Raw genomic sequence first — 21908 nt, 5'->3', positions numbered from 1 at the left:
TCACGCCCCCCGGGTGGCAACGGCCGGCGGCACGGCGGCGGCGCGGCGGGCCGGGCCGAACACCGCGACCTGGCCCAGCACCCACAGCAGCACCGCACCCAGCGGCAGGTACAGCAGCGGCATGCGCGGCAGCTCGTACATGTTCATCAGCGCCAGGTTGATCGCGTACGCGGCGAGCATGCCCAGCACGATGCCCAGCGTGGCCAGCAGGAAGTTCTCGGTCTGGAAGTAGCGCAGGATCTGCCCGCGGGTCGCTCCCAGCGCACGGCGGATGCCGATCTGCTTGCTGCGCTGCTGCACCCAGAAGCTGGCCAGGCCGATGATGCCCAGTGCGGTCACCACCAGCAGGGCGATGGACACCGTCACCAGCAGGCCGACCATGGCGCGGTCGTTCTTGAAGTAGTCGTTGCGCTGGTCCTCGTAGGTCTTCTTGTCGCGCATCAGGCGATTGGCATCGTTGCGCTCCAGCGCTGCGACGGCGGCCTTGAGCACTTCATCGCGGCGCTCGGGTGCGGTGCGCAGCATGTACGTGCCGCCTTCGTCGAAGCCGCGGCGCAGCGGCATCAGCATCGACTCGTTCCAGTTGTCGTCCCAGCCGGTGGGCGTGGTCAGGGTGTCGACGATGCCGACGACATGCAGCGGCTGCTTGCCCATGTAGTAGGTCTTGCCCAGCGCGCTGCCGTCGGGTTCCATCTTCGCGGCGGTGGCCTGGCTGAAGATCACCGGGACCGCCTTGTCCTTGGAACCGGCCTTGGAGACGACGGCGTAGTCCATGTACTCGTCGGGCAGGAAGTCACGCCCGGCGATCACGTTGATGCCCATCGTGCGGATGCCATCCTCGGACATCGTGTACATCGATGCCTCGGTGGTCGGCCGCTCCTGGTCCTGCTGGCGCTGGATGCTGCTGCTGGACGAGCCACTGCGGAACGGCACCTGGTTGATGATGGTGGCGCCGGTGACGCCGGGGATCGCGCGCAGTGACGCCAGGTCCTCGCGGGTGCGGGCCATGCCGTTGGTCTGCTTGCCGATGCCGCTGACGCGGACCATCACCAGTTCGTTCTCGGCGATGCCGCTGGGCATGCTGATCTTTTCCACGCGTTGGCTGACCAGGAACAGCGCGTTGCAGACGATGGCGCAGGTCAGGGCGACTTCCAGCACGATCAGTGCGGCAGCGGTCTTGTGCCGGCGCAGGGTGCTGAGGATGGGGCGGATGTCCATGGGAGTCCTCGTTCCGGTACTTACTGCGACTTGAGCTGGATGGCCGGGGTGACCTGCATCGCGCGCCAGGCGGGCAGGAAACCGGCAGCAAGGCTGGCAAACAGGGTCAGGCCGATGGCCAGCAGCAGCATGCTGCCGTCCAGATGGGCCAGCTTGGCGTAGTCCACCGGTTGCTGGCGCACGGCGAACAGGCCAAGCAGGGCCACGCCGATGCCGAGCACGCCGCCGACCACGCCCACTGCACCGGCTTCCACCAGGCACTGCAGGAAGATCTGGCCACGGCTGGCACCGAGCGCGCGCCGCACGCCGATCTCACCGCTGCGGCGCAGGAACTTGGCCAGCAGCAGGCCCACCGTGTTGACCAGGCACACGCCGAGGAAGCCCAGCGCCAGCCACAGCTGCAGGCGCACATCGCTGGGCACCGCACCGTTGAAGTCCAGCCACTCCATCACGTTGCGCAGGCGCACGTTCGGCGGGCGCTCGAAGCGGCCGGCCTCACGCTGCTGGCTGGAGTAGTTTTCCAGGTAGCGGCGGTAGTCATCGGCCTTGCCCGGGTCCATCTCGGCCCAGTACTGCAGCCAGGTGCAGGGGGCGTTCACCGAATAGCTGTCGCCGTCGGGGTTTTCGCCGAAGCAGTTCATGTTGCCGTTGCTGCCCAGCTTCAGGTCCATCGAAGTCGACATCGGCAGCAGCAGATCCTCGTCCTTGCCGAAGCTGCCGGTGGTGAGATCGAAGAACTGCGGTTCGGGATTCCATTCCTTCATCACGCCGACGATGCGGAAGCTCTGGCCATCCATGCGGATGTCCTTGCCGACGCTGTTGCCGCCCTGGTACAGCTTGTCGTTCAGGGCCTTGGAGATGACCACCACGCGGGCGCGGCCGTCGTCGTCCTGGCGCGTCCAGGCATGGCCGTACTGCATCGGCACGTCGAACATCGGGAAGAAATCAGCCGAGGTCCAGCGCGTATCGATCGAGAACGGCTGCAGGGTGCTGCCGTCCGGCTCGATGGTGCCGCCGCCGCCGCTCATCAGCGCCTGGCGCTCGGCCTTGGCTTCGCGCAGCAGGGCCTCGCCATCGAAGCGGGTCATCTGCGAATTCGGTTCCTCGCCGGGCACGTAGCCACCGCGGGGGCCCGGATCTAGCTGCACGTAGAACAGGCGATCGCTCTTGTCCGGGATCGGATCGCCGGAGAGCACGTGGAAGACGGTCAGGGTGGTCATCGAGGCGCCGATGCCCAGCGCGATGGCAACCACCATCAGCGCGGTCAGGACCTTGTTGCGGCGGAAGCTGCGCGCCGCCAGTCGGGCGTAGTAGGCGAACATGGTCGGGCCCTCACTCGTTGACGGCGACGATGCGGCGCGGGGTGGCCAGCACCGGCTCACGCACCAGGTCGGTCACCTGGCCATCGACGATGTGCACGTTGCGCTGCGCGCGTGCGGCCAGCTCCGGGTCATGGGTGACCATGACGATGGTGGTGCCGACGGCGTTGATCTCTTCCAGCAGTTCCATCACGCCACGCGCCATCTGCGTGTCCAGGTTGCCGGTCGGTTCGTCGGCCAGCAGCAGGCGCGGGCTGCCGGCCAGGGCGCGGGCGATGGCGGCGCGCTGCTGCTGGCCGCCGGAGAGTTCATTGGGGTAGTGCTTCATGCGCGAACCCAGGCCGACCTGGCTCAGCGCCTTCTCGATGCGCTCGCGGCGTTCGCCGGCGCCCATCTTGCGGTAGCGCAGCGGCACGTCGACGTTGTCGAACAGGTTCAGGTCGGGGATCAGGTTGAAGCCCTGGAAGATGAAGCCGATCTTCTGGTTGCGCATGCGGCTGCGGGCATCGTCGCCCAGCGTGCTGACGTCCTGGCCGTCGAGCATGTAGGTGCCGCTGGTGAAGGTTTCCAGCAGGCCGGCGATGTTGAGGAAGGTGGTCTTGCCGGAGCCGGACGGACCGGTGACGGCGACGAACTCGCCTTCCTTGACCTGCAGTTCCAGCGAGCGCAGTGCGTGGGTTTCCACCTGTTCGGTACGGAAAACCTTGGCGACCGAACGCATTTCAAGCATGTACATGGGGTGTCCTCTCTCCAGGATGTGTCAGTTGACGGAGACGCGTTCGGCGTCCTTGAACAGGTCGCTGCCGGAGACCACGATGCGGTCGCCCGGCTGCACACCCGACTTGATTTCCACTTCGCCCAGGCTGCTGACGCCCAGTTCCACCGGTCGGCGCACCGCGGTGCGGCCGTCCATCACGTAGGCCACGCCGTTGCCCTGTTCGACGAACGGGCCACGCTCGACCTTCATCACGTTGCGGCGCGTATCCAGCAGCACGCGCACCGACATGCGCTGGCTCTGGCGCAGGCCTTCCGGCTGTGCGGCGGCGAAGCGCACGCGGGCGTTGACCTCGCCGTTGACCACTTCCGGCGAGACCGCGCTGATCTCACCCGGGAACGGCTTGCCGTTGCCACCGGTCAGCTGAGCCGGCATGCCGATCGCCAGGTCACGGGCGAAGCTCTCCGGCACCTTGATCTCCACCTCGAACTTGGACAGGTCGACCACGCCCAGCACCGGCGCGTTGGCCGCCAGGTTGGTGGCCTGGGTGGCCTGCACCTGACCGACCTGGCCGTCGAACGGCGCGCGCAGGGTCAGCGCATCGACCTGGCGCTGCACTTCGGCCACCACCGCCTTCTGGCGATCGGCCAGCAGACGCTTGTTGCGCGCGTCCAGGTCGGCGCCCTGGCTCTGCAGGCGCGCATCGGTGGTGGCGTTGGCCAGGGTGATGTCGGCCTTCTTCAGGGAGTCCTGGGCCTTGGCCAGGTCGATCTGCGGCACCGCGCCGCCGTCGTAGCCGCGCTGGTAGCGCTGCAGGTCACGGTCGGCGGCCTGCCGTTCGATGCTGGCCTGGTCGGTTTCCTTGCGCGACTTGGCGCGGGCGAGGGTGGCGTCCAGCGCGGCGCGGCTGGCCTCCGCTTCCAGGCCGGCCAGGGTGGCCTGTTCCTGGGCCAGCTTGCTGCGCAGTTCCGGGCTGTCGATGATCGCCAGCTCCTGGCCCTTCTTGACCACGTCGCCGGCCACCACCTTCAGGTCCACCGTACCTGCGGAAATGGCGTACAGGGTCGGGCTGTTGGCGGCGATGACGCGGCCGTCGGCGGCGATGTCGCGCACCAGGTCGCCGCGCTGCACTTCGGCGATGCGCACCCGGCTGCTGTCGAAGGAGCGGCTGGCGTTGGACCAGGCATGCACCGCCCAGCCGATGGCGGCCAGCAGGGCGACCGCACCCAGGGCCGGCCAGCGGTAGCGCTGCCAGGCCGCACGGGGGGCGCTGGCGGAAGGGGCGGAAACGATCTGGTCCTGGGCAGAGGTGTCGCGGATCATCGGGTGCGTGCCTGTCGGTGGTGCAGAGAACCAAGCACGCTCCGTGCCAACTTTATTTCACGTGATTTCAATGACTTGCGATATGGTTCCCTGTGTCCGGGTGTCCGCGGACACTGTTGCGGACACTTTCATTAAGCGGACAGGAGGGACGGCGTGGACACCCACGCTAGAATGCGGCGACCGTCTTCAAGGAAAAGTGCGACATGTGTGGAATCGTAGGAGCGATCGCTGATCGCGATGTGGTGCCGTTGCTGATCGAAGGACTGAAGCGGCTGGAGTATCGCGGCTACGATTCGTCCGGCATCGCGGTGATCGACCATGCCGAGCGTGCTGACGTGCGCCGCGTGCGCCGTACCGGTCGTGTCTCGGAAATGGCCACCGCCGCCGAGGCGGAAGGCTTCAGTTCCCAGCTGGGCATCGGCCATACCCGCTGGGCCACCCATGGCGGGGTGACCGAGGCCAATGCGCACCCGCACATCAGTGCCGGCGTGGCGCTGGTGCACAACGGCATCATCGAGAACCACGAAGAGCAGCGCGAGAAGCTGCGCGCGCTGGGCTACACCTTCGAGTCGCAGACCGACACCGAAGTGATCGCCCACCTCATGCACCACCACCTGAAGGGCGGCGACAGCCTGCTGGGCGCGCTGCAGCGCACGGTGAAGGAACTGACCGGCGCCTATGCGCTGGCCGTGGTCAGCCGTGCCGAGCCGGACCATTTCGTCTGCGCACGCATGGGCTGCCCGCTGCTGGTCGGCCTGGGCGAAGGCGAGAACTTCGTCGCCTCCGACGTCTCGGCGGTGATCTCGGCCACCCGCAAGGTGATCTTCCTGGAAGAGGGCGACACCGCCGACATCCGCCGCGATGGCGTGCAGGTGTTCGACGAGCACGACCAGCCGGTCGAGCGCGACGTGCACCTGTCCGACGTGTCGCTGGCCTCGCTGGAGCTGGGCCCGTACCGCCACTTCATGCAGAAGGAAATCCACGAGCAGCCGCGTGCGCTGGGTGACACCCTCGAAGCGGCGATCGACGCCGGTGGCTTCCCGGCCGAGCTGTTCGGCAAGAATGCCGAGGCCGTGCTGGCCGGCATCGAAGGCGTGCAGATCCTGGCCTGTGGCACCAGCTACTACTCGGGCCTGACCGCGCGCTACTGGATCGAATCCATCGCCGGCCTGCCGTGCAGCGTGGAAATCGCCAGCGAATACCGCTACCGCGCCGCGTATGCCAACCCCAAGCACCTGATCGTGACCATCTCCCAGTCCGGCGAAACGCTGGATACGATGGAAGCGCTGAAGTACGCCAAGTCGCTGGGCCACAAGCACACGCTGTCGATCTGCAACGTGCCGGAGAGCGCGATTCCGCGTGCCAGCGAACTGGTCTGCTACACCCGCGCCGGCGCCGAGATCGGCGTGGCGTCGACCAAGGCCTTCACCACCCAGCTGGCCGCGCTGTTCCAGCTGACCGTGGTGCTGGGCAAGCTGCACGGCCGCGTCGATGCCGCACAGGAAGCGGACTACCTGGAGCAGCTGCGCTTCCTGCCGGGCAGCGTGCAGCATGCGCTGAACATGGAGCCGCAGATCGCGGCGTGGGCCGAGCGCTTCGCGCGCAAGAGCAGCGCCCTGTTCCTGGGCCGTGGCCTGCATTACCCGATCGCGCTGGAAGGCGCGCTCAAGCTCAAGGAAATCTCCTACATCCACGCCGAGGCCTACCCGGCCGGTGAGCTCAAGCACGGGCCGCTGGCGCTGGTGGACGAGGACATGCCGGTGGTGGTGATCGCGCCCAACGACAGTCTGCTGGAAAAGGTGAAGTCGAACATGCAGGAAGTGCGCGCCCGCGGTGGCGAGCTGTTCGTGTTCGCCGACCAGGACAGCAACTTCAACGAGTCCGAAGGCGTGCATGTCATCCGCACCCCGCGCCACGCCGGCGTGCTCAGCCCGATCGTGCACACCATTCCGGTGCAGCTGCTGGCGTACCACACCGCGCTGGCGCGCGGCACCGACGTGGACAAGCCGCGCAACCTGGCCAAGAGCGTTACGGTGGAGTAAGCCCGTTCGGGCCAATGGTCGCCGGGCATGGCCCGGCGCTACCCGGCGCCGCCCAACATCGGCATTACGGCATGCCCGGCGAACATCGGTAGCGCCGGGCCATGCCCGGCGGGCTGCCTCAGGCGGCGTGCACCTGCACATCCACATATTCGGACAACCCGCGGCAGGCCAGCAGCAGGCCTTCGCGCACGTCGTTGCCGACCTGCTGCGCTTCGTCGCCATCCGCGCGGACGCGCTCGCTGGCGTGCAGCAGTTCCAGCAGCACGGTCAGCCCGGCGTTTGCCCGGTTGATGCGCGCCAGCGCCATGCACTGCCCCGCGCTGCGCCCGTTGCGCTGCAAAGGCTGGCCATCGGCGGCGTCCACCTGGCGGATGCGCCGCAGGTTACCCAGCAGGGTGATGCCATCATCGGCCTGCTGGGCAGCAAGGGTGGTTTCCAGCGGCTGGGCGAGCTCATCGGGCAGCGCGTTGGCGGCCTCGCCCAGGGTGGCGAACAGATATGGGTATCGCGTGGTGCTCATGGCGGCTTCCTCATGCATGCGGCAAAGGAGCCACCCCGCTTAACGGCGAGGGTGGCGGACGGTGCGTGGTTGCAATACCGGTGAACAACCTAGCGAAAAGCCGGCGGGCACGAGGCCCCCACGCGCCGCCCGCCATAGGTGCGCGGGCAGAATGTCTGCCGACGCCATCCACAGAGGATGGCGCCGACAGACAAGCGTAACTGCTAGGTAGTTCAAACGGGATTGCAAGCCCGTGCCACCCGTTTTCGGTGGCGGTCCATGTTTCGCATGGATGGCCTTGGCCGCCAATGAGAAAAGTTGGAAAGTTCGAAAGTGTTGTAACCAGGCGATTTGTTGCAGGCAGAGGGTGTGGCGAGCCGATTGCGACGCTCCCTGCCGACATGGCACCATCTGCGCACACCGCCGCCCGCATCACGGAGGATGCCCGCGCCACTCTCGATTTCCCGATCCGTCCACCCACCTGCGCAAATGCCGCGGCGTCGAGGTGGGCGTCGATCCACCACGCCCGTTCAACACGGGTGCGATTGCAGAATTCAATCCGCGTGCATGGCACGCATAACAGGGGGCTGTAGATGAGCAAGTGGCACGTGGTTGCAATGGCAGCGGCGATCAGCCTGCTGTCCGGGTGTGCGAGTGTTCCGATGTCGGACAAGGGCCAGGTAGACGTGGCCAAGAGCTTCCCGGTACCGGAAGAAGGCAAGGCGGGCGTGTACGTGTACCGCAACTCCTTCGTCGGCCAGGCGCTGAAGAAGGATCTGCGCATCGATGGCGAGTGCCTGGGTGAGACGGCCAACAAGGTGTTCTTCTACACCCTGGTGCCGGGCAACCAGGAGCACGTGATCTCCACCGAATCGGAGTTCTCGCCCAACGACGTCAAGCTCTACACCGAGGCGGGCCGCAACTACTTCATCCAGCAGTCGATCAAGATGGGCGTGTTCGTCGGTGGCGCCAAGCTGACGGTGATGCCTGAAGCCGAGGGCCGCCGCGAGGTGGCGCAGCTGAGCCTGGCCCAGCGCGGGCGTTGCTCGAAGTGAGGTAGGCGGGCCGTTCGAAGTGGCGATGGCGGATGAGCCATCGCCACCGGACCACGTACCCTGTTGTCTCCGTAACGGCATCAAGGATCGATCCCGTATGAATACCCTATGGCACCGCGCGACCCTGCTGTTGCTGCTGGCCTGCGCCACACCCGCGCTGGCACAGACCGCACGCAAGCCCTCGGCGTATGAGCATCGCCCTGACGCGGCACAGCAGCCGGCCGAAGGGCCGGACTATCTTCCGCGCATCGACAGCCGCGCACAGTTCATGCAGATGGCCCGCGTCTACAACGCCGGCACGGCGCTGGAAATGCCGCATCTGATCTTCGTCATCGACCGGCGCGAGAACGGGCGCATCTACTACGTCAACACGCGCCGCCACGGCCTGCACGAGCAGTTCGTGCGCCAGCAGCGGCTGCTGCGCTCGATGGACAAGGCCACGGTGAACGCGCAATACCGTGACCCGCAGCGGCGCTTCCTGTTCGGGACCGTGGCCTGGCAGCGGGATCTGCCGGGATACACCTACGAATTCTGGGAAGGCGACCAGCTGACCGCGCCGCTTTTGCGCGAGGCCGATGCAGTGCTGCGCGCCTCGTTCTCCGATCCGATCCGCTTCAAGACCAATTCCACCGCGCATGAGCAGCTGGCGGGCGAGATGAAGCTGGCCTACGTCAGCCAGGAGGCCCTGCTGCGTGAGCAGCGCTTCCTGCCGCTGAACACCGGGCAGGCGGAGGGGCGCCTGCGCATCGTGCGCACGGAGGCGCAGCTGGCCGCGCTGTCGCCGCGCGATATCCCGGTGCTGGATGAGGTGCCGATCGCGCTGGCCCCGGTCGCCGGGTTGGTGACGCAGCGGCCGTCGACGCTGCTGTCGCACGTCAACCTGCTGGCCAAGGGCTGGGGCATTCCCAACGTCTACGTGCGTGATGCGCAGGACGCGCTGCGCCAGTACGACGGTCGCTGGGTGGCGCTGGAGGTGACCGGCAGCGATTACCGGGTGACCCCGTTGGCGCGGCCGGCACGCACGCCCTCCGCCACTGCCGCACGCCCTGTGCAGCGCAGCCTGCCGCGCCCGGACCTGGCCGTGGTGGCGCTGAAGCCGCTGCAGGCGCTGCGTGCGCGTGACAGCTCGCACTGCGGGGTGAAGGCCGCCAACCTCGGCACGCTGCGTGCGGTGCTGCCACCGGCGGCACGGGTGCCCGATGGCTTCTGCATTCCGTTCTCGCAGTACCAGGCCATGCAGCAGCGGCTGCAGGTGCCGCAACGCCTGCGCGAACTGCAGCAGCGGCCGGGGTTCAACAGCGATCCGGCGGTGCGACGTGATGCGCTGGCGTCGCTGCGTACGCAGATCGAGAACGCGCCCGCCGATGCCGCCTTCGCGCGTACGCTGGAACGCCAGTGGCGCGACCAGTTGCAGGGCGCGCCGGTGTTCGTGCGCAGCTCGTCCAATTCCGAGGATCTGCCGGGTTTCAGCGGAGCTGGGCTGTACACCACGGTGCCCAACGTGACCCGCATGGAGGCGGTCGCCAAAGCGGTGCAGATGGTCTGGGCGTCGGTCTACAACTTCGAGGCCTACGAAGCGCGCACGGCGGCGGGCCTGCCGCAGGATGCGGTGGCCATGGCGGTGCTGGTGCAGGTGGCCGCGCCGTCGGACAGCTCCGGGGTGATGATCACCCGCGATCCCTTCGATGCCGCGCGTCGCCATGTCACCTACATCTCGGCCAAGCGCGGGCTGGGCATCCGCGTGGTGGAAGGCAAACGCCAGGCCGAGCAGGTGATGTACTCATCGTGGTCGAAGGCGGTACAGGTGCTGAGCCGGTCGGCCGAAGACACCCAGCTGGTGGCGCGTGCGGGTGGCGGTGTGCGCGAGGTGCCGATCACCGGTTCGCGGCAGGTGCTGACCGATGCACTGATTGCACGGTTGGCGCGCATCGGTACCCGTACCAGGCAGGCGCTGGGTGGTGCCGACCAGGACATTGAATGGGCCGTGGTCGGCGATGAGGTGCTGATCCTGCAGTCGCGCCCGTATGTGGAAGGAAGCGCGCGCTAGCCCTGCCGGAACAGGGCTGCTGCGCACGCCACGGGTCGCTTACGGTTCCTGGTAGTCGCGCTCGTCGTAGGCGCCATAGACCAGGCAGGTCAGCTGTGCCGATCCATCCTGGGCGATCGACAGCACACCCATGCTGGTATCGCGCTCGGGCTTCCTGCCCAGCTTGGAGGCGTTGCGCACCGCTGCGGCATTGGCCGAGAGCTTGCTGGTGTAGCTGGCCCCCAGGTCGCCGTCGGGATCGATGTAGACCGAGAACGAGCGGACCTGCAGGCCGAACACGGTGAACGGCACCGGCGGCTTGATCGGTTCGTCGGTGCCATCCAGGTTGACCGACAGGCCGGCCAGGGCCTTGGCTGCGGCATCCGGGTCCGCGCGGCATTCCAGTGCAGCCTGCAGCGTGGGTGCCAGCTTCTGCCACTGCGCTGCGTCGATGGTCGTTGCAGCATGCGCCGTGGGTGCAGCCAGCAGGACGGCGAAGATCGGGGCGAACATCCGGGTGGGGGTCAATGTCATCACAGTCATTCCTTTGCGTGGGGGCGGGAATTCTACGCAAAGGTGAGTGGATGAACAGGGCCATATTGCGGCGCAGCATCGAAAGCGTACAATCCGCTTCGGCCAGTCGGCTGCTGTAACCCGCCTCCCGCCGTACCCCCCTGCAACGCACAGTGCCGGGGCGTTCCGGGGACGACGCTACGGACCAGCGTACTCCCCAGGACCCACGCGTCCGCATGACCTGCCTGTCCCGCTGTCGGGGCCGGGCGCATCGCTGCGCGTGCCTTTCAACCGATCGCCTTCTGTTGTCGTCGCCCCCATGTACGGCTTCCGCGCCCTGCGCGCCTCCGCGTCACCCCATCTTCCGACCCTCATCGGCGCCAGCGCCGTGCTGCTGTGGAGCCCGACCCTGGGCATGCTGCGCACGATCAGCGAGATCTTCGGTGCCGTTGGTGGCGCCGCCCTGATCTTCACTGCCGCCGCCGTGTTCTCGGCGCTCATCCTGGGCGTGCCGCGACCCTCGCAGCTGCCGCGACGCTACCTGCTGATCGGCGGTGCGTTGTTCATCGGCACCGAGATCTCGCTGTCGCTGTCCATCGGCCTGGCCCACCACCGTGGGCAGGCGCTGGAACTGGTGATGATCAACTACCTGTGGCCGTGCCTGACGGTGCTGCTGACCGTGCTGACCCGCATGCAGCGCGGCAACTGGCTGCTGCTGCCGGCCACCGTGCTGTGCCTGCTGGGCGTGGTGCTGGTCATCACCGGCGAAGGCGCGTGGTCGCCGGCGATGCTGCTGGCCAACCTGCGCAGCAACCCGCTGGCCTACGCACTGGCGCTGGCCGCCTCGTGCATGTGGGCCACCTATTCGCTGGTGACCAAGCGCATCGGCGGTTCGCGCAACGCGGTGCCTTTGTTCATGATCGCCACCGCCGCGGTGCTGTGGCTGAAGTACGCGCTGGGCGACGCGCCGCCGCTGCACCTGCACTGGGGCGGCCTGGCCCAGGTGGCAGTGTTCGGCCTGCTCACCGCCACCGCCTATTCGTGCTGGAACCATGGCCTGCAGCACGGCAACGTCACCTCGATGGCGATCTTCTCCTACTTCGCCCCGGTGCTGTCGGTGCTGTGGAGCAGCGTGTGGCTGTCGCTGCACCCGGGCATGGGCTTCGTGCAGGGCGTGGCCTGCGTGACCGCAGGCTCGCTGCTGTGCTGGTGGGCGACCCGCGCAAGGCCGCTGCCGCCCCCGGCGCCGCCGGCTGCACACACGGCCTGACCCTGCGCCTGGCGGCTTGCTGGGCGGGGCGCGAATTTCCCTTTGTGGTCAGGCGCTTGCGGGCGCCTTCCGCTGTCTTGCTGCAGCGCATGATGTGTCAGTTCCATGACGCTGTTACGTTTCGTGTCCCCCGGTGTCATGTCTTGATCGACACCCTCGACCGCCAGTAGCAGTGATTGCAAGGGATTTTCATGACGCACAGGCTGAATCGTAAAAAGACACCGGTTACCTTGGCCGCCAGCGCGCTGGCCAGTGCCGTGCTGCTTGCCCTGGCCGCCCCGGCCACCGCCCAGGACGCTGCGGCGGCCAACCCCACCGAACTGGATGCGGTGACGGTGACCGGCTACCGCGCCAGCGTGGAAAAGGCGCTGGACATCAAGCGTTCGGAAAAGGGCATGGTTGATGCGGTGGTGGCCGAGGACATCGCCAACTTCCCCGATCTCAACCTGGCCGAATCGCTGCAGCGCATCCCCGGCGTGACCATCACCCGCGACGCGGGCGAAGGCCGCAACATCTCCGTGCGCGGCCTCGGCCCGGATTTCACCCGCGTTCGCATCAACGGCCTGGAGGCGCTGACCACCGTCGGCGGCTCGGACCAGTCCGGCGGCACCAACCGCAGCCGTGGCTTCGACTTCAACGTGTTCGCCTCGGACCTGTTCTCGCAGCTGATCGTGCGCAAGACCGCCTCGGCCGACGTGGAAGAGGGCTCGCTGGGTGCAACCGTGGACCTGCGCACCGCGCGCCCGTTCGACTACGACGGCTTCACCTTCGCGGCGAGCGGGCAGGGCAGCTTCAACGATCTTTCCGAGAAGGCCAGCCCGCGTGCGGCCGCGCTGATCGCCGACACCTGGGCCGACGGGCGTTTCGGTGGGCTGCTGTCGGTGGCCTATTCCGAACGCCGCGTGCGCGAGGAAGGCAGCAACACCGGCCGCTGGTACAGCGCCAGCAGCAACGGTGGCTTCAGCCCCAGCTCGCCGTTCACCGCCGGCCTGGCCGATGGTGTGTGGCACCCGTATTTCCCGCGCTACACGCTGCTGGAACACGACCAGAAGCGCCTGGGCGTGACCGCCTCGCTGCAGTGGAAGCCGACCGACAACACCGAGTTCGCGCTGGACGCGCTGTATTCGAAGATCGATACCGTGCGCAGCGAGAAGTACATCGAGGCGATCTCGTTTGCCTACTCGGCGCAGAAGCAGAACATGGTGCTGCGCGACGGCTACATCGATCCCACGTCCGGCGCGCTGCTGTACGGCCTGTTCGATGGTGCCGGCGTGCGTTCCGAACAGCGCCGCGATGAGTGGAACACTGCCTTCAAGCAGGTCTCGCTGAGTGGCGAACATCGCTTCAGCGATGCGTTCAAGGTCAACCTGCTGGTCGGCCATTCCAGCTCGAAGCACGCCAACCCGGTGCAGACCACGCTGATCATGGACAAGGCCAACGTGTCCGGCTACAGCTACGACTTCCGCGACAGCGTCACCCACCCGACCTTCAATTACGGCATCGACCCCACCGACACCAGCGGCTGGACCCTGGCCGAAGTGCGCCTGCGCCCGCAGTACGCCAGCAACAGCTTCGACAACGGCGCGCTGGATTTCACCTGGAACTTCGGGCCGTCGTTCACCCTGCGGGGCGGCCTGCTCGCCAAGGACTACACGTTCGACACCAGCGAGTACCGCCGGCAGAGCGAAACCGTGGTGCCGGCGTTCGCCGATGGCAGCTACACGGTGCCGGCGGCACTGGTCGACATCGCCCGCCTGGGCGGCGTGGCCGGTTCGCCCGATGCCTGGGCCGTGCCCGACCTGGCCGCGTTGTCGCAGCTGCTGGGCATCTACAGCGGGCAGGGCATCTACCAGCTGTACGAACGCAACGCGACCCGCCGCAGCGTGGAAGAGCGTGACCGCGGCGCGTGGCTGATGGGCGAGTTCGGCTTCGATGTCGGCAGCGTGCCGGTGTCGGGCAACGTGGGCGTGCGCCGGGTCAAGACCACCCAGTCCTCCACCGGTTATTCCACGGTGGATGGCGCGATGGTGCTGACCCATGTGTCGCGCGACTACACCGATACGCTGCCGTCGCTGAACCTGGTGGCCGAGCTGTCACCGGACCTGATGCTGCGCTTCGGTGCGGCCAAGGTGATGGCACGCCCCGGTCTGTCCTCGCTGACCCCGGGCACGACGCTGAGCCTGTCCAGCGGCCACCGCTACGTCAACGGCGGCAACCCGAACCTGGACCCGATCCGCGCACGCACGCTGGACCTGGGCGTGGAGTGGTACTTCCAGGAAGGCGGCCTGCTCGGCCTGGCGCTGTTCCACAAGGACATCGAAAGCTTCGTGCAGGGCACCAGCACGGTCATGCCGTTCAGTGCCAGTGGCCTGCCGGCCAGCCTGCTCGACGGCACCGGCGTGTCGCCCAATGAAGACTTCACGTTCACCCGTCCGTTGAACACGCCCGGTGGTGACCTCAAGGGTGCCGAGTTCAACTACGTGCAGCCCTTCAGCTTCCTGCCGGGACGCTGGAGCAACCTGGGCCTGCAGCTGAACTACACCTGGGTCGATTCGCAGATCCAGTACCTCACCTCCACCGGTGCGGCCTCGCTGAAGACCGATCTGACCGGCCTGTCGAAGAATTCGTACAACAGCACGCTGTTCTACGAAGGCGAGAAGCTGGGCGCGCGCGTGTCCTACACCCATCGCGACGGCTACTACACCCAGGTGCCGGCCAGCGTGCAGGGCTTCAGCTTCCACGGCATGGATGCGGTGGACACGGTGGATGCCTCGATCAGCTGGAAGATCGACGACCATCTGGAAGTCAGCCTGGAAGGCATCAACCTGACCAATGAAACCAGCAACGAGTGGGTGGGTACCTCGGCATGGAAACTGCCGCTGACCTACACCCAGACCGGCCGCGAATTCCTGCTCGGCCTGCGCTACAAGTTCTGATCGTTGCCCCTGGATCGCGGCCGGCACGCAACGCCGGCCGCCCTTCGTCCCTCTTGCCCGCAGGACGCCGCATGCCGCAGCTAAGCCGTTTCTCCCTCCCCCTGGCCGGCCTGCTGGTGCTGGCCGCGCTGCCTGCCGCCGCGCGCGACTGGGTGGTGGCCGCCGATGGCAGCGGTGACTACCGCAGCGTGCAGGCGGCCATCGATGCGGTGCCCGACGGCAACCGCACGCGCCAGGTCATCGTGCTGCGCGAGGGGCTGTACCGCGGCGTGGTGAAGGTGCCGAAGGAAAAGAGCCGGGTGACGCTGCGCGGCGCCGGCGCCGGCGCGTCCATCCTCAGCTGGAACAACTACGCCGACCTGGTCGATCCGGCCACCGGCAAAGCGATGCGCACCAGTGGCTCGGCCACGGTGTACGTGTATGGCGATGAGTTCATCGCCGAAGACCTGACCATCGAGAACAACGCCGGCAACGTCGGCCAGGCACTGGCGCTGTATGCCGCACCGCCGCGCGGCGGCTTCCGCAACGTGCGCCTGCTCGGCAACCAGGACACGCTCTACACGCACGAAGGCAGCGTGCTGCACTTCAAGGACTGCTACATCGAAGGCACGGTGGATTTCATCTTCGGTGCGGCCACGGCGTTGTTCGATGACTGCACGATCGTGTCCAAGGGCAAGCTGGGCTGGGTCACCGCGGCATCCACGCCGGAAGGACAGCGCTTCGGCTACGTGTTCCGTCGCGCGCTGCTGCGTGGCGAAGGCATGGGCACCGCCTACCTGGGGCGGCCGTGGCGGCCGTTCGCACGCACGGTATTCCTGCAGTCCAACCTGGGCCCGCACATCGTGCAGGCTGGCTGGCACAACTGGGACAAGCCCGATGCCGAACGTACCACTTACTACGGCGAGTTCGGCAGCGTCGGTGCCGGTGCCTCACCGGAAGAACGCGTGGCGTGGTCGCATCACCTGTCCGGTGACGAGGCCGCGCAGTACACCACCGAGGCGGTGCTCGGCAGCTGGCGACCGTTCCCCTGACTTTGCACGGTCGGGCGGTTGCGCGTGCGTCGGCCGCGCGGGTGCGAACTTGAGCGGCTTGAAAGGGCTGTATTCAGCGCCGGTTTTGCCGCAGGTGCGATTCTCGGAATCGTCGACAGGTTCCACGACGAAGCGTCCCATCGGTGCCGGTAGTGGCCGCGCAGGGCAGTCGTAGAATCGAATCGTCCGAGGCCCCTGCGGGTTTTCCTTCACCGGCCTCGTTCGCGTTGCAGCACCGTGCTGGCCGATGCAGTTACCTGCCGGCACCGTGCGCCAGACGTGCGCTGAAAGGTCTGTTCCCGGGGAGGGGGCGATTCGGAAGAGCACACTTTTTGACTTCAGTGACCTGCACCAGGAAACAAGAATGAACGTCCGCGAACTCCTGCAATCCAAGAAAGAAGCTGTCATCACCATCGATTCGGAAGACACCATCGGTGCCGCCGCCCACAAGATGAGCGCGAATAAAATCGCTGCCCTGGTGGTGATCAAGGACGGGGTGCCGGTCGGCATCATCTCCGAGAAGGACATCGTGCGCAGCCTGGCCGACGACGGCCCGCAGGCCGGCCGCCGGGTGATCTCCACCGTGCCGACCACCGGCCTGGAAGGCATCGCGCCGGAGGCCACCCTGAAGCAGGCCATGTCGCTGATGACGTACTCGCGTCGCCGCCACCTGATGGTCACCGACGGCAACACGCTGGTCGGCATCCTCAGCCTGGGCGATATCGTGAAGAACCTGCTGGGCGAGCTGGAGCTGGAAAAGGCCGTATTGCAGGACATCTACATGGCCGCCCACTGAGGCGACCGTGCAGGACGAACGAAGCCGGGCATCGCCCGGCTTCTTCGTTGGTAGCGCCGGGCCATGCCCGGCGAGCGCGCAGCGCGGCAATCAGAAGCTGACCTTCACCGAGTCGGCGCTGTAGGTCGCCGGGCCGTGGTAGACCACTTCGATGTTGTTGCCATCGGGGTCGAGCACGAAGGCGCCGTAGTAACCCGGGTGGTAGGGCCGCTCGCCCGGCGCGCCGTTGTCGGTGCCACCTGCCGCCAGTGCGGCAGCGTGGAAGGCATCCACCGTGGCCGCATCACGCGCCTGGAATGCTAGGTGATGGCGTCCGGTCAGCTGGCCGGCGGCGGCCTCGCTGCTGGCGGTGGAAATGAACAGTTCGTCGGCCCAGAAATAGTCCGGGCCTTCGCCGGCGATGGGGATGCCGATGGCATCGAACACGGCCTGGTAGAAGCGGCGGCTGGCGGCCAGGTCACGCACCACCAGCTGCAGGTGGTCGATCAGGCGCCCGCGATGCAGTTCCATCGTTTCCATGCGTACCTCTTCAGAAGGGGACCGCTGTGGTAGCACCGGGCCATGCCCGGCGAGCGCCTGGCGCGGCCGGTCAGGCGTTGGCGATGATCTCGACCCAGTAACCGTCCGGGTCCTTGATGAAGGCGATGTTCTTCATGCGGCCATCGGTCAGGCGCTTCTGGAACGGCACGCCGAGGTCTTCGAAGCGCTGGCAGGCCGATTCCAGTTCCGGCACCGACACGCAGATGTGGCCGAAGCCGCGCGGGTCGCTGTTGCCGTCGTGGTAGACCGGGCCATCCTGGGTCTCGGTGCCGTGGTTGTGGGTCAGTTCCAGCACGCCCGGCAGGCCGGCCATCCACACGCGGCGGGTGGCATCGTCTTCCGGCACGGCCACGCCGGCCGGCACGTAGGCCAGGAAGTACAGGCTGAACTGGGCTTCGGCGAAATCACGCTTGTCGATCAGCTGGTAGCCGAGCACGCGGGTGTAGAAGTCCAGCGAGGCGGTGATGTCCTTGACCCGCAGCATGGTGTGGTTGAACACGAAGCCGTGGGTTTCGGCCGGGGCCTGGGCAGCCACGCCGGGAATATCGCGCAGGGCGGGAAGGGTCATGGGGGAAGGTCCTTCAGACAGGGCCGTGATGGCCGGATGGCGTCATTCTACCGGCCGCCACCTGACGGCACTGCGACGTACAATGGACGGATCGCACCGTTCCGTCCTGACAACGATTGCCCGCCATGTCGCAGCGTGAATGGGTGGCCGCCGCCATCCGCAAGATCGAAGCCGATTTCAACCGTTCCGCCGATACCCACCTGATCCCGCTGGCACTGCCCGGGTTCGAGGGCATCGACGTGTACCTCAAGGATGAATCGAGCCACCCCACCGGCAGCCTGAAGCACCGCCTGGCGCGCTCGCTGTTCCTGTACGCGCTGGCCAACGGCTGGCTGCGCGAGGGGCGGCCGGTGATCGAGGCGTCCAGCGGCTCGACCGCGGTGTCCGAAGCCTATTTCGCGCGCCTGCTCGGCCTGCCGTTCATCGCGGTGATGCCGGCAACGACCTCGCCGGAAAAGATCGCCGCGATTGAATTCCACGGCGGCCGCTGCCACCTGGTCGAGCGCGCCTGCGACCTCAACTGCGATTCGGAACGGCTGGCCCGCGAGACCGGCGGCCATTTCATGGACCAGTTCACCTACGCCGAACGGGCCACCGACTGGCGCGCCAACAACAACATCGCCGAATCCATCTTCAAGCAGATGGCCGAGGAGCCCAGCCCGATCCCGGAATGGATCGTGTGCAGCCCCGGCACCGGCGGCACCGCGGCCACCCTCGGCCGCTATGTCAGCTACCGCCGGCATGACACCCGCATCCTCTGCGCCGACCCGGAAATCTCGGTGTTCTTCGAGGGCTACCAGGCCGCCGTGGCAGGCGAGCCGGACTGGCGCGGGCTGACCTGCAGCGGCGGTTCGCGGGTGGAAGGCATCGGCCGGCCGCGGGTGGAATCGAGCTTCATCCCGACCAGCGTCGATGCGATGGTGAAGGTGCCCGATGCACTCAGCCTGGCGGCGATGCGCTACGTCAGCCGCCAGGTCGGGCGTCGCGTCGGCGGCTCCACCGGCACCAACTTCATCGGCGTGCTGCAGGCCGCGCAGTGGATGCGCGAAGCCGGCCACCAGGGCAGCATCGTCAGCATCCTGTGTGATGCCGGCGAGCGCTATGCGCACAGTTATTACGACCCGGCGTGGTACGGCCGCCAGGGCATCGACGTGGACGGCGCCGACGCGCAGCTGGCCGCGGCCGTGGCCGGGCAGGGCCTGCCCGAACTGCCGTGGTGCAGCCTGGAAGCGTTGTAACGCGGCAGGGTATTTCCGCCGGGCATGGCCCGGCGCTACCGGGTACGCCGGTCAGGTAGCGCCGGGCCATGCCCGGCGAGCGCAGCGGCAGCGGGGTTTTACGGGCCGCTCAATACCCCGCATCCATGAATGCATCGAGCAGGGTGTCACGCAGGGCATCGGGCAGCGCCTCGATGTCCATCGCGCGGTCATCCAGGTGAAGGTGCGGATCCAGCACGCTGGCGCGGCCTTGGGCCAGCGCCTTCAGCCACAGCAGCACGCAGATCACGAACTCGCGCTCGTGGCCTGGCTGCAGGCGGCTGGCACCGCGTTCGATCACTTCGAACGGGTACCATTCCTGCGTCTCACTGAGCCGGCCCCCCTGGCGTTGCAGGGCCTTCAGCTGGGCCAGGTGGCGCGGTGCATCGTCGCCGACATCGCACAGCGCGGCGATCCAGGACAGCTCGTCCGTGGTGGCGGTCAGCGCCAGTGAACGGGCGGATGACGCGGTGGTGCTTGGAGCCAGACCTTCCATGTGGGGCCTCCTCGTGACGTACCGCTGCGGTCTCCCCCGCTGTGCCAGCTTCGGCGCGGACCCGTAAGGCCGACGTGAATGCCGGGGTTCCGTGGAAAGCTCCATCCACGCATGGCGTGGATCTACTGGAAGCTCCCCTTGTCTGGCGGCCCGGCCAGCGCCATATGGACAGGGATGCCCGCCTGCCGGGCCCGTTTCCTGGAGATCTGCCGTGACCGTTGCCAACCCCCTGCTCGATGCTTCCGGCCTGCCGCCCTTCGAGGCCATCCGCCCCGAGCACGTGGCGCCGGCGCTGGACGTGCTGCTGGCCGACGCCGAAGCCGCCGTCAAAACGGCCGAGCAGGTGCAGCCGGTGCGCTGGGAAACCTTCGTGACCCCGCTGGACGATGCCACCGAACGCCTGTGGCGCGCCTGGGGCCTGGTCGGCCACCTGCAGGGCGTGGTCAACACCCCCGAGCTGCGCGAGGCCTACAACAGCAACCTGCCGCGGGTGACCCGCTTCGCCAGCGCGCTGGGCCAGAACCTGGCGCTGTACCGCCAGTACCAGGCGCTGGCCGCCAGCGCGGAAGCGGCCGGCTTCGACGAGGCCCGGCGCAAGGTGCTGGACAACACCCTGCGTGATTTCCGCCTGGGCGGTGCCGAACTGGACGCCGACGCGCAGCAGCGCTTCGCTGCGATCAAGGAAGAGCTGTCGGCGCTGTCGGCGAAGTTCTCGCAGAACGTGCTCGACGCCACCGATGCCTGGTCGCTGATCGTGGAAGACGAAGCGCGCCTGGCCGGCGTGCCGGACGACGTCAAGGCGGCTGCGCGTGCCGCCGCCGAAAAAGACGGCAAGACCGGCTGGAAGCTGACCCTGCAGATGCCATGCTACCTGCCCGTGCAGACCTGGGGCGAAGACCGCGACCTGCGCGAGATCCTGTACCGCGCCAGCGCGCAGCGTGCATCCGAATTCGGCGACGAGGCGCTGGACAACGGTGGCAACATCGACCGCATCCTCGCCCTGCGCGCCGAACTGGCCGCGCTGCTGGGTTTTGCCTCCTACGCCGATTATTCGGTGGCCACCAAGATGGCGCAGGACCCGGCCGAAGTGCTGGCCTTCCTGCGTGACCTGGCCACCCGTGCCAAGCCGTTCGCAGGCAAGGACCGCGCCGAGCTGGAACAGTTCGCCCGCGAGCAGCTGGGCATCGACAGCCTGCAGGCCTGGGACCTGGCGTTCGCCGCCGACCGCCTGAAGCAGGCGCGTTACAGCTATTCCGAACAGGAAGTGAAGCAGTACTTCACCGAGCCGAAGGTGCTGGGCGGCCTGTTCTCGGTGATCGAGCAGCTGTATGGCCTGCGCGTGCAGGACGACAGCGCGCCGGTGTGGCACGAGGACGTGCGCTTCTTCCGCCTGGTCGATGCGCAGGGCGCGCTGGTGGGCCAGTTCTATCTGGATCTGTACGCGCGCGAAGGCAAGCGCGGTGGCGCCTGGATGGATGATTGCCGCAACCGCCGTGATCGCGCCGATGGCAGCGTGCAGACGCCGCTGGTCTACCTGGTGTGCAACTTCGGCCGCGGTGCCAACGGCAAGCCGGCCACCTTCAGCCACAACGAAGTGACCACCCTGTTCCATGAAATGGGCCATGGCCTGCACCAGTTGCTGACCCGCATCGGCGAGCTGGGCGTGGCCGGCATCAACGGCGTGGAATGGGATGCGGTGGAGCTGCCCAGCCAGTTCATGGAGAACTTCTGCTGGGAATGGGACCACCTGCAGGGCATGACCGCGCACGTGGACACGGGCGAACCGCTGCCGCGCGCGCTGTACGAGCGCATGCTGGCCGCGCGCAACTTCCACAGTGGCATGGCGACCGTGCGCCAGCTGGAATTCGGCCTGTTCGACATGCTGGTGCACAGCCAGTTCGAACCGGCGCAGGACAGCGTGCTGGCGCTGCTGGACCGCGTGCGTGGCGAAGTGGCGGTGAACCATCCGCCGGCCTGGAATCGCTTCCCGCACCAGTTCAGCCACATCTTTGCGGGTGGTTATGCGGCCGGTTACTACAGCTACAAGTGGGCCGAGGTGCTCAGCGCCGATGCCTATGCGGCGTTTGAAGAAGCGCCGCAGGCGCTGGCTGAAACCGGTGCGCGCTTCCGCGACGAAATCCTCTCGCGCGGTGGCAGCCGTCCGGCGGCGGAGAACTTCAAGGCGTTCCGCGGCCGCGCGCCGCAGATCGACGCGTTGCTGCGCCATTCGGGCATGGCGTAAACGAAAAAACGCGGTGCATACCGGTAGCGCTGGGCCATGCCCGGCGAGCGCGCAGCGCGGCGC

The 21908-nt window shown here is 67.3% G+C and carries 18 protein-coding genes; 9 read left to right on the top strand and 9 right to left on the bottom strand.

Translation table 11 applies throughout. From position 1 onward, the window contains the following. Genes C1925_RS17945 through C1925_RS17930 form a run of 4 tightly spaced genes read right to left on the bottom strand, consistent with a single transcriptional unit; the run spans nucleotide 1 to nucleotide 4575 of the window. Nucleotides 1-1218, bottom strand: coding sequence for an FtsX-like permease family protein (locus C1925_RS17945; protein WP_108770083.1), 1218 nt, complete (start codon nucleotides 1216-1218; stop codon nucleotides 1-3). A 20-nt stretch (nucleotides 1219-1238) separates the two neighbouring features. Beyond that, nucleotides 1239-2540 (bottom strand): ABC transporter permease, encoded by a 1302-nt coding sequence (locus C1925_RS17940; protein WP_108770082.1) that lies wholly within the window; start codon nucleotides 2538-2540, stop codon nucleotides 1239-1241. Between the two features lie 10 nt (nucleotides 2541-2550). Then, nucleotides 2551-3273: an ABC transporter ATP-binding protein gene (locus tag C1925_RS17935; protein ID WP_108770081.1), complete on the bottom strand. Its 723-nt coding sequence runs from the start codon at nucleotides 3271-3273 to the stop codon at nucleotides 2551-2553. Between the two features lie 24 nt (nucleotides 3274-3297). Beyond that, complete coding sequence (locus C1925_RS17930) at nucleotides 3298-4575, bottom strand: efflux RND transporter periplasmic adaptor subunit (RefSeq protein ID WP_079223537.1); 1278 nt, start codon at nucleotides 4573-4575, stop codon at nucleotides 3298-3300. A gap of 203 nt (nucleotides 4576-4778) precedes the next feature. Here C1925_RS17930 and glmS point away from each other — a divergent pair, with 203 nt between their 5' ends. Next, entirely contained in the window at nucleotides 4779-6617 is a 1839-nt protein-coding gene (glmS, locus tag C1925_RS17925; protein ID WP_108770080.1) for a glutamine--fructose-6-phosphate transaminase (isomerizing), read from the top strand. A 118-nt stretch (nucleotides 6618-6735) separates the two neighbouring features. Here glmS and C1925_RS17920 read toward each other — a convergent pair whose 3' ends face one another. Then, nucleotides 6736-7137 (bottom strand): hypothetical protein, encoded by a 402-nt coding sequence (locus tag C1925_RS17920; protein ID WP_108770079.1) that lies wholly within the window; start codon nucleotides 7135-7137, stop codon nucleotides 6736-6738. A 572-nt stretch (nucleotides 7138-7709) separates the two neighbouring features. On the opposite strand from C1925_RS17920, the gene C1925_RS17915 reads away from it, so the two are divergent. Together C1925_RS17915 and C1925_RS17910 are read left to right on the top strand one after the other, a co-directional pair. Continuing rightward, nucleotides 7710-8171 (top strand): DUF2846 domain-containing protein, encoded by a 462-nt coding sequence (locus C1925_RS17915; RefSeq protein ID WP_204324091.1) that lies wholly within the window; start codon nucleotides 7710-7712, stop codon nucleotides 8169-8171. A 97-nt stretch (nucleotides 8172-8268) separates the two neighbouring features. Next, nucleotides 8269-10218: a PEP/pyruvate-binding domain-containing protein gene (locus C1925_RS17910; protein ID WP_108770078.1), complete on the top strand. Its 1950-nt coding sequence runs from the start codon at nucleotides 8269-8271 to the stop codon at nucleotides 10216-10218. Nucleotides 10219-10257: 39 nt separating this feature from the next. On the opposite strand, the gene C1925_RS17905 is transcribed toward C1925_RS17910, so the two are convergent. Then, complete coding sequence (locus C1925_RS17905; protein WP_159097560.1) at nucleotides 10258-10731, bottom strand: hypothetical protein; 474 nt, start codon at nucleotides 10729-10731, stop codon at nucleotides 10258-10260. 298 nt (nucleotides 10732-11029) lie between these two features. Between C1925_RS17905 and yddG the strand changes: the two genes are divergently transcribed. The 4 genes from yddG to C1925_RS17885 all read left to right on the top strand — a co-directional run bounded on the left by yddG (nucleotide 11030) and on the right by C1925_RS17885 (nucleotide 16743). Continuing rightward, nucleotides 11030-11980, top strand: a complete 951-nt coding sequence (yddG, locus tag C1925_RS17900) for an aromatic amino acid DMT transporter YddG (protein ID WP_108770076.1) — start codon at nucleotides 11030-11032, stop codon at nucleotides 11978-11980. A 191-nt stretch (nucleotides 11981-12171) separates the two neighbouring features. Next, nucleotides 12172-14916, top strand: coding sequence for a TonB-dependent receptor (locus tag C1925_RS17895; protein ID WP_108770075.1), 2745 nt, complete (start codon nucleotides 12172-12174; stop codon nucleotides 14914-14916). A 71-nt stretch (nucleotides 14917-14987) separates the two neighbouring features. Then, nucleotides 14988-15947 carry a pectinesterase family protein gene (locus tag C1925_RS17890; RefSeq protein WP_159097559.1) on the top strand — a complete coding sequence of 320 codons (960 nt, stop codon included), beginning with the start codon at nucleotides 14988-14990 and terminating at the stop codon, nucleotides 15945-15947. A gap of 364 nt (nucleotides 15948-16311) precedes the next feature. Next, entirely contained in the window at nucleotides 16312-16743 is a 432-nt protein-coding gene (locus C1925_RS17885) for a CBS domain-containing protein (RefSeq protein ID WP_053461435.1), read from the top strand. Nucleotides 16744-16833: 90 nt separating this feature from the next. Here C1925_RS17885 and C1925_RS17880 read toward each other — a convergent pair whose 3' ends face one another. Both C1925_RS17880 and gloA read right to left on the bottom strand, forming a co-directional pair. After that, nucleotides 16834-17262 carry a VOC family protein gene (locus C1925_RS17880; protein WP_108770073.1) on the bottom strand — a complete coding sequence of 143 codons (429 nt, stop codon included), beginning with the start codon at nucleotides 17260-17262 and terminating at the stop codon, nucleotides 16834-16836. Nucleotides 17263-17332: 70 nt separating this feature from the next. Next, on the bottom strand, nucleotides 17333-17851 hold the full coding sequence (gene gloA / locus C1925_RS17875; RefSeq protein WP_108770072.1) for a lactoylglutathione lyase: 519 nt from the start codon (nucleotides 17849-17851) through the stop codon (nucleotides 17333-17335). 125 nt (nucleotides 17852-17976) lie between these two features. Here gloA and C1925_RS17870 point away from each other — a divergent pair, with 125 nt between their 5' ends. Beyond that, nucleotides 17977-19089 (top strand): PLP-dependent cysteine synthase family protein, encoded by a 1113-nt coding sequence (locus C1925_RS17870; RefSeq protein WP_108770071.1) that lies wholly within the window; start codon nucleotides 17977-17979, stop codon nucleotides 19087-19089. A gap of 109 nt (nucleotides 19090-19198) precedes the next feature. Here C1925_RS17870 and C1925_RS17865 read toward each other — a convergent pair whose 3' ends face one another. After that, nucleotides 19199-19603, bottom strand: a complete 405-nt coding sequence (locus C1925_RS17865) for a hypothetical protein (RefSeq protein WP_108770070.1) — start codon at nucleotides 19601-19603, stop codon at nucleotides 19199-19201. 211 nt (nucleotides 19604-19814) lie between these two features. Between C1925_RS17865 and C1925_RS17860 the strand changes: the two genes are divergently transcribed. Further along, entirely contained in the window at nucleotides 19815-21845 is a 2031-nt protein-coding gene (locus C1925_RS17860) for a M3 family metallopeptidase (RefSeq protein WP_108770069.1), read from the top strand. The last annotated feature ends 63 nt before the right edge of the window (nucleotides 21846-21908 follow it).

This window comes from Stenotrophomonas sp. SAU14A_NAIMI4_5 (genome assembly GCF_003086795.1).
Classification (GTDB): Bacteria; Pseudomonadota; Gammaproteobacteria; order Xanthomonadales; family Xanthomonadaceae; genus Stenotrophomonas.
Note: the sequence above shows the minus strand (reverse complement) of the source record. Positions and strands in the feature narration are given on the sequence as shown.